We start from the raw sequence: 12,847 nt of genomic DNA, 5'->3' as shown, positions 1-12,847 counted from the left end.
ACTCATAAAATGGCTCTTACCCGCGAACAAATGGCTCAACGCGTCGCCCGCGAAATGCAGGACGGCTTCTACGTCAACCTCGGCATCGGCATCCCGACCCTGGTGGCCAACTACATCCCCGAAGGCATGGAAGTGATGCTGCAATCGGAAAACGGCCTGCTCGGCATGGGACCGTTTCCTACCGAAGACACCATCGATGCCGACATGATCAACGCCGGCAAACAGACCGTCACCGCACGCATCGGCGCGTCGATTTTCTCCTCCGCCGAATCCTTCGCGATGATCCGCGGCGGCCACGTCGACCTCACCGTGCTTGGCGCGTTTGAAGTGGACGTAGGGGGCAACATCGCCTCGTGGATGATCCCCGGCAAGCTGGTCAAGGGCATGGGCGGCGCCATGGACCTGGTGGCCGGCGCAGAAAACATCATCGTGATCATGACCCATGCGTCCAAGGACGGTGAGTCCAAGCTGCTCAGCCGCTGCAGCCTGCCGCTGACCGGCGCGAACTGCATCAAGCGCGTACTCACGGACCTGGCGTACCTGGAAATCGAAAATGGCGCTTTTGTCCTCAAGGAACGCGCACCTGGCGTCAGCGTTGAAGAGATTGTGAGCAAGACCGCCGGTAAACTGATCGTCCCGGACCACGTTCCAGAAATGCAATTCCAGTGAGGACAGATCTCATGCAAGACGTCGTGATTGTTGCTGCCACCCGCACCGCCGTGGGCAGCTTCCAGGGTTCGCTGGCGAATATTCCGGCACCGGAACTGGGCGCCGCCGTGATCCGTCGCCTGCTGGAGCAAACCGGCCTCGACCCGGCCCAGGTGGATGAAGTGATCCTTGGCCAGGTGCTGACCGCAGGCTCAGGCCAAAACCCGGCGCGCCAGGCGTCGATCCTCGCCGGCCTGCCCCATGCGGTGCCGAGCCTGACCCTGAACAAGGTTTGCGGCTCCGGCCTCAAGGCCCTGCACCTGGGCGCGCAAGCCATTCGCTGCGGCGACGCCGAAGTGATCATCGCCGGCGGCATGGAGAACATGAGCCTGGCCCCCTACGTATTACCCGCCGCGCGCACCGGCTTGCGCATGGGCCACGCGAAAATGGTCGACAGCATGATCAGCGACGGCTTGTGGGATGCGTTCAACGATTACCACATGGGCATCACCGCCGAGAACCTGGTGGACAAGTACGGCATCAGCCGTGAAGCCCAGGACGCCTTCGCCGCAGCCTCCCAGCAAAAAGCCGCGGCGGCCATCGAGGCCGGACGTTTTGCCGACGAAATCACGCCGATCCTGATCCCCCAGCGCAAGGGCGACCCGGTGGCCTTCGCCGTGGATGAACAGCCACGCGCCGGCACCACCGCCGAGTCCCTGGGCAAGCTCAAACCCGCGTTCAAGAAAGACGGCAGCGTCACCGCCGGCAACGCTTCGAGCCTCAACGACGGCGCTGCCGCGGTACTGCTGATGAGTGCCGACAAGGCCAAGGCCCTCGGCCTGCCGGTGTTGGCACGCATCGCCAGCTACGCCAATGCCGGCGTCGATCCGGCGATCATGGGTATCGGCCCGGTCTCGGCCACCCGCCGCTGCCTGGACAAAGCCGGCTGGAGCCTGGGCGACCTGGACCTGATCGAAGCCAACGAAGCCTTCGCTGCGCAAGCGCTGGCGGTGGGCAAAGAGCTGGAGTGGGATGCGGACAAGGTCAACGTCAACGGTGGCGCGATTGCCATCGGTCACCCGATTGGCGCTTCAGGTTGCCGTGTGCTGGTGACCCTGCTGCATGAAATGATCAAGCGCGATGCCAAGAAAGGTCTGGCGACGCTGTGCATCGGTGGTGGCCAAGGTGTGGCCTTGGCCCTCGAACGCAGCTGATTGGCAAGAGCAACATGGACAAGGCCCGGTTCCACGAAAACCGGGCCTTTTCTTTACCCGCTCGATCTGAATAAACACAGTCCCAGGGTGGAAGCTGTTGAGCTTTAGCGAGGCTGCGAAGGCGGTGGCATGGCTGGTAGAAGTGTTGGCTGAACCACCGCTTTCGCGGGCAAGCCCGCTCCCACAGGTGATTGGTGTTGATGGGGAGTGAGTGTTCGGCTGGAGATCGCCCAGGCACTGCCAATCCCTTGTGGGAGCTGTTGAGCTTTAGCGAGGCTGCGAAGGCGGTGGCATGGCTGGTAGAGGTGTTGGCTGAACCACCGCTTTCGCGGGCAAGCCCGCTCCCACAGGGGATTGGTGTTGATGGATAGTGAGTGTCCGGCTGGAGATCGCCCAGGCACTGCTAGTCCCCTGTGGGAGCTGTCGAGCTTTAGCGAGGCTGCGAAGGCGGTGGCACTGTTGGTGGAGGTGTTGGCTGAACCACCGCTTTCGCGGGCAAGCCCGCTCCCACAGGTGATTGGTGTTGCTGGGGAGTGAGTGTTGGCTGGAGATCGCCCAGGCACTGCTAGTCCCCTGTGGGAGCTGTCGAGCTTTAGCGAGGCTGCGAAGGCGGTGGCACTGTTGGTGGAGGTGTTGGCTGAACCACCGCTTTCGCGGGCAAGCCCGCTCCCACAGGTGATTGGTGTTGCTGGGGAGTGAGTGTTGGCTGGAGATCGCCCAGGCACTGCTAGTCCCCTGTGGGAGCTGTCGAGCTTTAGCGAGGCTGCGAAGGCGGTGGCACTGTTGGTAGCGGTGTTGCGCCGCCCCCATAGAATCTCCCACATTTGATCTTTATTGCCTGTCGGATTGGGGCACCGCAAACACCGCATTCGCCCGCGCCACAACCTTGTCCCCCACCTGCAGGCTCACCGTGGCAAACGCCATCTGCCGCCCACGCTTGTGATGCTCCAGCTTCACCACAATCCACTCCCCCACCTGCACCGCGCCCAGGTAATCCAAGGTCATGCTTGCCGTGATCAACGGTAACGGCGGCTCGCTGGAAAACGCCATCGCATAACCCATACCGACATCCGCCAGAGTCGCCAGCACGCCGCCATGCACGGTGCCACGGCCATTGGCGTGGCGATTATCGGCGCGCAGGCCGATCTCCAGTTGCAGGCCTTCGCCCCGGCAATACGCAGGCCCCAACAGATCGAGCAGCGGACTGCTGCGGGGCAGCGAGACAAAACCTTCGGGCACGGCGTGGGCGATCATGGCGATTCTTCCTTGGAGTCAGGCTTGAGGTGTACGCCAGACTCCTGGGGACGGCCAGCACCATCAACGGTACAAATCCTCCACGATGCTTTGCGTTAATCCCCCAGACCCGCTTTAATCGCCGTCCAAATTTCCCCGTACCTCCCAAGGAACCGCAATGCGCCATCCGGACGGCAAAGCCACACCGTTTTTCTTGATCTTGTTCGCAGGCTTGACCCTCGCCGGTTGCTCGCCCAAGGACCACTCCAGCGCCAGGGCGATCAACGGTGAACAAAGCCAGGCCGGTGCACAACTAGCCTATGAACACGAGCTGACCCTGGCCCTGCCCGGCGCCCTGCTCGCGCCGCGCATGCAGGCCACGCGCGAGGCCTGCGAGACGGCACGTTTTGGTGCCTGCAATATCCTCGGCATCACCGAGGACGGTAACGGCGGCAAGATCATCCTGCGCATCGCGCCCACCGGCGTGGAGCCGATCGTCGCCATGGCTGCCGAAGGCGGCAAGCTCGGCCAACGCATCACCACCGCCGAAGACCTGGCCGACGCCGTCGCCGATGTACGCCGCCGCCAGGACCGCCTGCAAGCCCAGCAACAACGTCTCGACGAGTTGGCCAAGCGCAAGGACATCACCGTCAGTGACTTGATCGCCTTGAGCAAGGAACAGGCCTCCATCGAAAACGAGCTGCAGCAGCTGGCGCAGATCGGCGCCAACCAGCAACGCCGTCTCGACACCAACCGTGTGACCCTGAACTTCCGCTCCGCCGACGGCGCGAACCAGCCGTCACGCTTCAGTCGCATGTTCAGCAACCTCGGCGACAACCTGGTGAACGGCACCGCCGACGCCCTGGAACGCGCAAGCTATGTGCTGCCGTTTGTGATCCTGGCGTTCCCGGTGGTGTGGTTGTGGGTGTGGTTGTGGCGCCGGTTTATCAAGCGCCGCAGCTGATCAGCGCTGCATGCAACGCTGATAGCGCTCATCCACGCGCTTGGCGAACCACGCGGTGGTCAGGTTGCGGGTGATCTTCGGACTCTTGAGCACGATGCCCGGCAGGATCGCCCGTGGCATCGGCTTGCCGGCAGCCTTGTCTGCCAGCGCGAAAACGCGCTTGTAGAGGGTGGTGTCTTCAAAGTCCAACTGCTCACCCTGCTCCAACTGGCTGCGGATGCTCGGGTTACGCATGTCCAGCTTCGCGCCCAGTGAACGCACCGCCAGCTCGGTGGTGCCGGGCAGCAATGAACCGTAGCGGATCAAATCCCCATCCAACGCCAGTTCGGTGCCAGAGACGCGGCTGAGCGCCGCCTGGAATGCCGCGTTGCGGCTGGCGTACCACCCCGCGTTGAAGTCGGCGAAGCGGTACAGCGGCTGGTCGTAGTTCACCGGGTAGCCGAGCAGATGGGCAATGCCAAAGTACATGCCACCGCGCCTGGTGAAGACTTCGCGTCGGATCGTGCCGTCAACCGTGTAGGGATAACCCCGCGCCTGTTTCTGTGCAAAGTCGATGCTGACTTGCATGGGACCGGCGGTATGCACCGGGTTGAAGCCACCAAACAAGGTGTTGCCAAGGGGCACCATGCTGATGAAATCGTCAAAGATGCCGCTGAGGTCCTTCTCTGTGCGTGCGGCATTCAGGCGGTCGGCGTAGGACTTGCCGGTGGGCGAGCGCAACTGCAAGGCGCTGCGTACCACAAAGGCCGGCACATGGACTTTTCCGGCACGCCGCAGGATTTCATCCCCAGCGATCTTGCCCATGTTCGGCACAGGCGGGTCGACCTGATAGGTGGACTCCTGCTCGGTCACTGCCAGTACGGCGCAGATGTTCTCGGTGCTCGGGTAGATCTTCTGGGTGTCGAAGGCGGTGTAGATGTCCTGGGCCCAACCGTTGCGGTCCGCGAGTTGTGCAGGCAACAAGCGCACAATCTGCGCCTTCACCTCGGCTTCGCTACGCGCCGGCTGTTGCGGGCCGCGCGAGGTGGAACAACCGGCCAGCACCAGCAACGGGATGAGGCACAGGATCAGGCGGCTTAGGGACATGGGCGCTTCCTTGAATAACGGCGGGACCGGGTATATCGACCGGCAAGTGTAACCAGGGTTCGCGAAACGGACGCGCTCGCCAACCGGCGCCTATCGTGACAGGATCTGTCATCGACCATTCCTACAAGGAGTTTGAATGCCATGCTCAGCCTGAACTTCCTCGTCACGTGCCTGATTGTGGTGCTGATTCCCGGCACCGGGGTGATTTTTACCGTATCCACCGGCCTCACCGCCGGCAAACGCGCCAGCGTGTTCGCAGCGCTGGGCTGCACCGCCGGGATCATCCCGCACCTGCTGGCCTCGATTCTCGGCCTGTCCGCCCTGCTGCACACCAGTGCCCTGGCGTTCGACATGCTCAAGTATGCTGGCGTCGCCTACCTGCTGTATGTGGCCTATGCCACCTGGCGGGATCGCTCGGCGTTTGCCGTCAGTGACACGCCCACGGTCGCGAGTGCGCGCAGCCTGATGCTGCGCGCCTTCTTGATGAACATTCTGAATCCGAAGCTGACCATTTTCTTCCTGGCCTTTTTGCCGCAGTTCGTCGCGCCGGGCAGCACTTCGCCTAGCGTGCAGCTGCTGGTACTGAGCGGCGTGTTCATGGCGATGACATTTGCGGTGTTCGTGGCGTATGGCCTGCTGGCCAATGTCTTTCGGCGCGCGGTGATCGAATCGCCACGGGTGCAGAACTGGCTGCGTCGCAGTTTTGCGGCGGCCTTTGCGGGGTTGGGGTTGAATCTGGCGTTTGCGCAGCGCTGATAGGCAACACAAAACAATGTGGGAGCGGGCTTGCTCGCGAAAGCGGAGTGTCAGTCACTAGATCTTTTACTGAACCACTGCTTTCGCGAGCAAGCCCGCTCCCACATTTTTAGATCCCGGCCAGGGCCAGGTCCATGGCGAAATAGGTGAAGATCAAGTCCGCACCGGCCCGCTTGATCGAACCGAGGGTTTCGCGCACCACGCGAGCTTCATCAATCGCCCCCGCCTGGGCACCGAACTTGATCATCGCGTACTCGCCACTGACCTGATACGCCGCCACCGGCAAGCGCGAGGCTTCGCGGATGTCGCGGATGATGTCGAGGTAGGCCCCCGCCGGCTTGACCATCAGCGCATCGGCGCCTTCCTGTTCATCCAGCAGCGATTCACGCACGGCTTCGCGGCGGTTCATCGGGTTCATCTGGTAGCTTTTGCGGTCGCCCTTGAGCGCACTGCCGCCGGCTTCGCGGAACGGGCCGTAGAGGGCCGAGGCGAATTTGGTCGAGTAGGCCATGATCGGGATGTGGGTGAAACCGGCGTCATCCAGGGCACGACGGATCGCCTGGACCTGCCCGTCCATCGCTGCCGACGGTGCGATCACATCGGCGCCAGCACGGGCGGCGGCTACGGCTTGTTTGCCGAGGTTGACCAGGGTCGCGTCGTTATCGACGTGGGCACCGTGCATCACGCCGCAGTGGCCGTGGTCGGTGTATTCGCAGAAACAGGTGTCGGACATCACGATCATTTCCGGCACGGCGTCCTTGATGATCGAGGACATACGCGAGACCAGGCCGCGCTCCTTCCACGTATCGCTGCCGCTGGCGTCCAGGTGGTGGGACACGCCAAAGGTCATCACCGACTTGATGCCGGCACGGGCGTAGCGCTCGATCTCGGCGGCCAGTTTCTTCTCAGGGATACGCTGCACGCCGGGCATGCTGGTGATCGGCACGAAGTCGTCGATTTCTTCTTCGACGAAAATCGGCAGCACCAGATCGTTGAGGGTGAACTCGGTTTCCTGGAACAAGCCACGCAGCTCCGGGGAGCGGCGCAGGCGGCGTGGGCGAGCTTGGGGGAACTGGCTGGTCATGGCGGTCCTGAAAAATGGCTAAAGACTTTGGGGCGAAAGCTTATGCCCACCGGCATGGGCAACACAAACGCCGACGACCCAATAGTGTATTGCACGGGCGGTAACAGTTTATTGATCTAGAGCTGTAGACGCCCCTCGATACACACTGCGACCGCACCGCCGACCCAGATGTCATCGCCCTGGCGTTCGACGCGAATCCGCCCTGCACGCCCGAGGGCCGTGCCCTGACTGACCACATAACGCTCTGGCGCCAAGCCTTCGCCCAGCAGCCATTGGGCGATACCGGCGTTCAAGCTGCCGGTGGCCGGGTCTTCCGGGGCGCCGTCTCCAGCGATAAAGCCGCGCACTTCAAACTGCGTGTCCACGTCGTCGCGCACCGGGTCGCAGGGGGCGATCACCCCCACCGCCAGACCGAGCAACTGCGAATAGTCCGGCTGCAAACTCAGCACTTGATCGCGATCGGCCAACATCAACGCCAGCCACCCTGCACCATTGTCGACCCACTGACTGCGCACAACGGCTTCGGGACTCAAGCCCAACCCCAGGCACACTCGCTGCAGCACAGGCGCTTGCACTGGACCGCAACGCAATAACGGCGGAGCAATAAACGCCAGTTCATCACCTTGGCGACGCACACGCACCAAGCCGATCTCGCACTCCTGGACGATGTCCTCGCCCTTGGGTACACCGCCCGCTTGCAACCACGCATGGCACGTGCCCAACGTCGGGTGGCCGGCGAACGGTAGTTCCTGCTCGGTGGTGAAAATTCGCACCCGGTAGTCGGCGAGAGGATCACGCGGTGTCAGCAAAAACGTGGTTTCACTGAGGTTGGTCCAATTGGCGAAATCGGCCATCTGCTGGTCTGTCAGGCTGTCAGCGCCAAGCACCACAGCCAGCGGGTTGCCCTTGAGGGGCACGTGGCTGAATACATCCAGTTGTTTGAAATCGAAAATCGGCATGCTTCAGCTCGGAATATTCAGGCCACGGATCACCGCCGGGCGGGCCACAAAGCCGTCCAGCGCGCGCAGTACATTAGGGAAGTCGGCGATACCCACCAGGTCGCCTGATTCGTAGAAGCCGATCAGGTTGCGGATCCATGGGAAGGTCGCGATGTCGGCGATGCTGTAGTCGTCGCCCATGATCCAGGTGCGGCCCAGCAGGCGCTGCTCCAGCACCGCCAGCAAGCGTCGGGACTCGGCGGCGTAGCGGTCGCGCGGGCGTTTGTCCTCGTAGGCCTTGCCGGCAAACTTGTTGAAGAAGCCCAACTGGCCAAACATCGGCCCGATGCCGCCCATCTGGAACATCAGCCATTGCAGGGTTTCATAGCGGGTGGCCGGGTCCTCGGAGAGCAACTGGCTGGTTTTTTCCGCCAGGTAGATCAGGATCGCGCCGGACTCGAACAGCGCCAATGGCTGGCCGCCGGGGCCGTCGGGGTCGATGATCGCGGGGATCTTGTTGTTGGGGTTCAGGGACATGAACTCGGGGGACAACTGGTCCTGGGTCTCGAAGCTGACCTTGTGCGCCTCATAGGGCAGGCCCAACTCCTCAAGCATGATCGAGACTTTTACCCCGTTGGGCGTAGGCAGCGAGTACAGTTGCAGGCGTTCGGGGTGTTGAGCGGGCCATTTGCTATTAATCGGGAAGCTGGCGAGCGAGTTCATCGGGAAATCCCCTGGGCGCAAAGCCCCCATGATAGTCATCTTCCCGGTGTCCTGCTTGGGTCATCAATGCGCAACATGCGCTGGCTATTATCCCGCGCAGGCGAACCAATGCGCCCTTGCGCACTCTTACCTGCGCTTGAACGGTGAATGGAGGCACCTTGCTGTAACGACAGGAAATACCGCAGGACGCCCTTGGCGTCACTGGGGCCGGGCTTGTCCGCCCTCACTCGATGCACTGAAGACTCCAGACCAATGACAATCAAGCCTCCGTGCCTTGCGTTACGCCTGAAACGCTATTCATACATCATGTTGCCGCTGTTGCTGGTCGGTGGCGCCATCGGCCTGACCCTGGAATCGCGCACCAGCCGTGCCGAGCAGGTAGACGGCGTGCAAACCCTGGTCTTCCTGCGCCACGGCGAAAAACCCGCTGGCGGCCTGGGCCAGCTCAATTGCCAGGGCCTGAACCGGGCGATGAACCTCGCCACGGTATTGCCGGAAAAATTCGGCAAGGCCAACTTTGTGTTCGCCGCCAACCCGACGCGCAATGTCGAGGAAGGCGAGTTCGACAATTCCTACAGCTACATTCGCCCACTGATGACCATCAGTCCCAGCGCCATCAAACTCGGCCTGCCGGTAAACATCAAGTTTTCGGCAAACGACACCAGTGCCCTCGCCGATGAACTGGTGGAAGACAAGTACCACAACGCCACCATCTACACCGCCTGGTCCCACGGCTACCTACCGGAGTTGATCAACAAGGTGGCAAGTGAAGCGTCGGGCGAAAAACACACCATCACCGACGACTGGTCAGGCAGCGACTACGACACCCTGTACGTGCTGACCTTGACCTGGCACAACGGCAAGGCGTCGCTGCTGAGCCGCAACTACAAGCAAGGCTTGAACAACGGCGAAGAATCCTGCCCGGAACCGACGCAGGTGAGCGCCGATAGCTGACAGCGTATGATGCGCCGCTATCGAATCACCTGCGGATCCTCCCCATGCCCAATCCCACATCCACCCAGCCCCAACGGGGCTGGTCTTTCTGGTGCAAGCCGGCGCTGTTTGTGCTGGTTGCCTGCGTCGGCCTTTATTATGTGAAGTGGTCGCCCTACTACCTCAAGGCCTTCGTGGCCGCCGACAACCACAGCATCGGCGCCTCGATTCTCAACGATCAGCACAGTGCGCCATGGGCGGCGGCACTGGCCTACGCCCAGGTGTACTTCCTGGCCATCTGGAAGGCGGCCTTGCTGGCGGTGATCCTGGGTTCCCTGTTGCAAGTCCTGATCCCCCGCGATTGGCTGCTGCGCCTGTTTGGCAAAGCCGGGCTGGGTTCGACCCTGCGTGGTGGGTTGTTCGCCCTGCCGGGCATGATGTGCAGTTGCTGCGCGGCACCGGTGGCCGCCGGCATGCGTCGCCAACAGGTCTCGGTGGGCGCGGCGCTGGCGTTCTGGATCGCCAACCCGGTGCTGAACCCGGCCACCCTGGTGTTCATGGGCTTTGTGCTGGGCTGGGGTTTTACTGCGCTGCGACTGGTGGCGGGTATCGTACTGGTGGTGGGTGTGTCGTTGGTGGCGCAACGTATCGCCCGTGCGGAACAAGTGCCGCCAGCGGCACTGGACGCCGTGGCCGAAGCCAGCGTGATCGAGTCGCAGCCGTTCCTGGGCCGCTGGCTGCGGACCCTGTGGCAGCTGTTCTGGAGCACCATCCCGGTGTACATCCTGGCGGTATTGATCCTCGGCGCGGCGCGGGTATGGCTGTTTCCCCATGTGGACGGCGCGATGGCTGACAGCCTGGTGTGGCTGGTTCCCCTGGCGATTGTCGGCACGTTGTTCGTGATTCCTACCGCCGCGGAGATCCCGATCGTACAAACCATGATGACCCTGGGCATGGGCACCGGGCCGGCCGTGGCGCTGCTGATGACGCTGCCCAGCGTCAGCCTGCCGTCACTGCTGATGCTGCGTAAGGATTTCGACACACGGGTGCTGGTGACGGTGGCCGGGCTGACGATGCTGATGGGCGTCGTATGTGGTTTGATCGGCGCACTTATCCTCTGACGCGCGCGCGCTCGCGCAAATACTCGACCACGGCGCCCTGCTCCCCGATGAACTCGATGCGGGTGCCTTTGCTTTCACGCTGGAAGGCGTACATCGGGTCGTAATATTCCCGCAAAAGCCCTTCGATCCAGGCGCGGTGCAGGTCCACCGCACCACTGCGGGCCTGTTCTGCCAGGGCCGCCTGCAAGATGCCGTGCAAACGCTGGAAGCGCTCACCGCCCAGGCGCTTGTGGATATTGCCCAGGCTCTGGGTCAGGCGCTCGGCGAACAGCGCCTGGCCCGCGTCGCCAAACACCGCGATAAATTCGGCACACAGCTCTACCACGTAGTCACGCAGGATGCGTTCGACCCGGCCTTGCACACTGTCTTGCAACCACACCATTGGAAACGCCTGCATGCCCTTGTGCAGCGCCAGCGGCAAGGCGCAACTGCCGATCATGCGGCTTTCGTCCTCGACCACGAACTGCTCGATCCCGGCGGCGCGCTTTTTCAGCAGGTCCACGGCCAGGCGGTTTTCGAAGTCGATGTTGGAGGGCTGCACCGTGGCACGCTTGCCGAAACTGGAACCGCGATGGTTGGCGTGGCCTTCCAGGTCCAGGGCGTTATGCAATTGGCCAAGGACCTCGGTCTTGCCTGTACCGGTCATGCCGCCCAGCAACACGAAATCACACTGGGCCGCAGCCTGCTCGACGGTTTCAAACAGGAAGGTGCGCATCGCCTTGTAGCCGCCGCCGACACGCGGGTACTCGATGCCTGCCTCGGTCTTGAGCCACTGCTGCACAATCTGCGAACGCAAGCCCCCACGAAAGCAATACAGGTAGCCGTCCGGGTGAGCCTGGGCGAATTGTGCCCAGCGCTCGATGCGTTGCGCCTTGATCGCGCCGGATACCAGCTCATGCCCCAGCACAATGGCGGCCTGCTGGCCACGCTGCTTGTAGCAAGTGCCCACCCGCTCGCGCTCGTCGTCGCTCATCAGCGGCAGGTTGACCACGCCGGGGAAGGCGCCTTTGGCAAACTCGACCGGCGCGCGGGTGTCCATCATCGGTCGGTCGCTGAGGAAGATGTCGCGGTAGTCGGTGATGTCGCCTGTCATCACATCACCTCTACCGCGTGGATCTGTCGCTCGACCAGTACGCCGATTGGCTCGAGGGTCAGGCCCAGTTCGCAGGCTACCGCGTGGAAGTCGGCGTCGCCGTCAGGGGTCACGGCAATCAGCAGGCCGCCGCTGGTCTGCGGGTCGCACAGCACACGCTTGTGCAACTCTTGCAGGCGTCCGAGCTTGCTTGAGTAACTGTCAAAGTTACGCAGGGTGCCACCTGGCATGCAGCCCTGATCCAGGTAGTCCTCGATCCCGGCAAGGCGTGGGACTTTGCTGTATTCAATACGCGCCGTTACCCCACTGCCGTCCGCCATTTCCACCAAGTGCCCCAGAAGACCGAAACCAGTGACGTCGGTCATTGCCATGACCCCTGCCAGCTTGCCAAACCGGCTGCCAGGCTTGTTGAGGGTGCACATCCAGTCGCGGGCCAGGCCCACATCCGCTTCACGCAACTTGCCCTTCTTTTCGGCGGTGGTCAGGATGCCGATGCCCAGGGGCTTGGTGAGGTACAAGCGACAGCCGACGGTGGCTGTGTCGTTGCGCTTCATATGGCGCTTTTGCACGATGCCGGTTACGGCTAGCCCGAAGATCGGTTCTGGCGCGTCAATGGAGTGACCACCCGCCAGCGCAATACCCGCGTCGTCGCACACCGCACGACCGCCGCGAATCACCTCGCGGGCAATCTCCGGCGCCAGCACGTTGACGGGCCAGCCGAGAATGGCGATGGCCATCAACGGGTCGCCGCCCATCGCGTAGATGTCGCTGATGGCGTTGGTGGCCGCGATCCGACCGAAATCGAACGGGTCATCGACAATCGGCATGAAGAAGTCAGTGGTGGAGACTACGCCGCGTTCATCGTCAATGGCGTACACCGCCGCATCGTCCCGCGAGGCGTTGCCCACCCACAGCTTGGGATCGAGGTTCTGTGCGCCGCTGCCGGCGAGGATCACCTCCAGGACCTGGGGGGAAATCTTGCAGCCACAACCCGCGCCATGGCTGTACTGGGTAAGACGAATCGGCTCGTTCATGTAGGACCTCAAGCTATCAA

Annotated in this window: 13 protein-coding genes; 6 read left to right on the top strand and 7 right to left on the bottom strand. The window is 62.6% G+C overall.

Translation table 11 applies throughout. The annotated features are described in order from the left end of the window. Positions 1 to 9: 9 nt before the first annotated feature. Complete coding sequence (locus AC3ISR_RS10265; protein WP_489324730.1) at positions 10 to 669, top strand: CoA transferase subunit B; 660 nt, start codon at positions 10 to 12, stop codon at positions 667 to 669. A gap of 11 nt (positions 670 to 680) precedes the next feature. After that, positions 681 to 1,862, top strand: a complete 1,182-nt coding sequence (locus AC3ISR_RS10260) for an acetyl-CoA C-acetyltransferase (RefSeq protein WP_192300354.1) — start codon at positions 681 to 683, stop codon at positions 1,860 to 1,862. An 831-nt stretch (positions 1,863 to 2,693) separates the two neighbouring features. Here the strand turns inward: AC3ISR_RS10260 and AC3ISR_RS10255 are convergent. After that, complete coding sequence (locus tag AC3ISR_RS10255) at positions 2,694 to 3,116, bottom strand: PaaI family thioesterase (RefSeq protein ID WP_192300353.1); 423 nt, start codon at positions 3,114 to 3,116, stop codon at positions 2,694 to 2,696. A 157-nt stretch (positions 3,117 to 3,273) separates the two neighbouring features. Here AC3ISR_RS10255 and AC3ISR_RS10250 point away from each other — a divergent pair, with 157 nt between their 5' ends. After that, positions 3,274 to 4,059: a DUF4349 domain-containing protein gene (locus tag AC3ISR_RS10250; RefSeq protein ID WP_463984868.1), complete on the top strand. Its 786-nt coding sequence runs from the start codon at positions 3,274 to 3,276 to the stop codon at positions 4,057 to 4,059. Here the strand turns inward: AC3ISR_RS10250 and AC3ISR_RS10245 are convergent, their stop codons facing one another. Further along, positions 4,060 to 5,145 carry a DUF1615 domain-containing protein gene (locus AC3ISR_RS10245; protein WP_192300351.1) on the bottom strand — a complete coding sequence of 362 codons (1,086 nt, stop codon included), beginning with the start codon at positions 5,143 to 5,145 and terminating at the stop codon, positions 4,060 to 4,062. 141 nt (positions 5,146 to 5,286) lie between these two features. Between AC3ISR_RS10245 and AC3ISR_RS10240 the strand changes: the two genes are divergently transcribed. After that, positions 5,287 to 5,901, top strand: coding sequence for a LysE family translocator (locus AC3ISR_RS10240; RefSeq protein ID WP_226456073.1), 615 nt, complete (start codon positions 5,287 to 5,289; stop codon positions 5,899 to 5,901). Between the two features lie 109 nt (positions 5,902 to 6,010). On the opposite strand, the gene hemB is transcribed toward AC3ISR_RS10240, so the two are convergent. The 3 genes from hemB to AC3ISR_RS10225 all read right to left on the bottom strand — a co-directional run bounded on the left by hemB (position 6,011) and on the right by AC3ISR_RS10225 (position 8,646). Further along, a complete protein-coding gene (gene hemB, locus AC3ISR_RS10235; RefSeq protein WP_192300349.1) occupies positions 6,011 to 6,985 on the bottom strand; it encodes a porphobilinogen synthase in 975 nt (324 codons plus the stop codon). 116 nt (positions 6,986 to 7,101) lie between these two features. Further along, the gene (locus AC3ISR_RS10230) at positions 7,102 to 7,944 is read right to left on the bottom strand and encodes a PhzF family phenazine biosynthesis protein (RefSeq protein WP_463984869.1); all 843 of its coding nucleotides are present in this window, start codon (positions 7,942 to 7,944) and stop codon (positions 7,102 to 7,104) included. A gap of 3 nt (positions 7,945 to 7,947) precedes the next feature. After that, positions 7,948 to 8,646 (bottom strand): glutathione S-transferase N-terminal domain-containing protein, encoded by a 699-nt coding sequence (locus AC3ISR_RS10225; protein WP_192300347.1) that lies wholly within the window; start codon positions 8,644 to 8,646, stop codon positions 7,948 to 7,950. Positions 8,647 to 8,898: 252 nt separating this feature from the next. On the opposite strand from AC3ISR_RS10225, the gene AC3ISR_RS10220 reads away from it, so the two are divergent. After that, complete coding sequence (locus AC3ISR_RS10220) at positions 8,899 to 9,600, top strand: histidine phosphatase family protein (protein ID WP_192300346.1); 702 nt, start codon at positions 8,899 to 8,901, stop codon at positions 9,598 to 9,600. A gap of 44 nt (positions 9,601 to 9,644) precedes the next feature. Then, complete coding sequence (locus AC3ISR_RS10215; RefSeq protein ID WP_192300345.1) at positions 9,645 to 10,700, top strand: permease; 1,056 nt, start codon at positions 9,645 to 9,647, stop codon at positions 10,698 to 10,700. Here the strand turns inward: AC3ISR_RS10215 and mnmH are convergent. Both mnmH and selD read right to left on the bottom strand, forming a co-directional pair. After that, entirely contained in the window at positions 10,690 to 11,793 is a 1,104-nt protein-coding gene (gene mnmH / locus AC3ISR_RS10210) for a tRNA 2-selenouridine(34) synthase MnmH (protein ID WP_192300344.1), read from the bottom strand. The genes AC3ISR_RS10215 and mnmH overlap by 11 nt on opposite strands. After that, on the bottom strand, positions 11,793 to 12,827 hold the full coding sequence (gene selD, locus AC3ISR_RS10205; RefSeq protein ID WP_192300343.1) for a selenide, water dikinase SelD: 1,035 nt from the start codon (positions 12,825 to 12,827) through the stop codon (positions 11,793 to 11,795). The genes mnmH and selD overlap by 1 nt, the downstream gene beginning before the upstream one ends. Between the last annotated feature and the right edge of the window lie 20 nt (positions 12,828 to 12,847).

It is taken from the genome of Pseudomonas sp. GL_117 (assembly GCF_057835125.1).
This window is presented reverse-complemented; position numbering and strand designations above follow the sequence as displayed.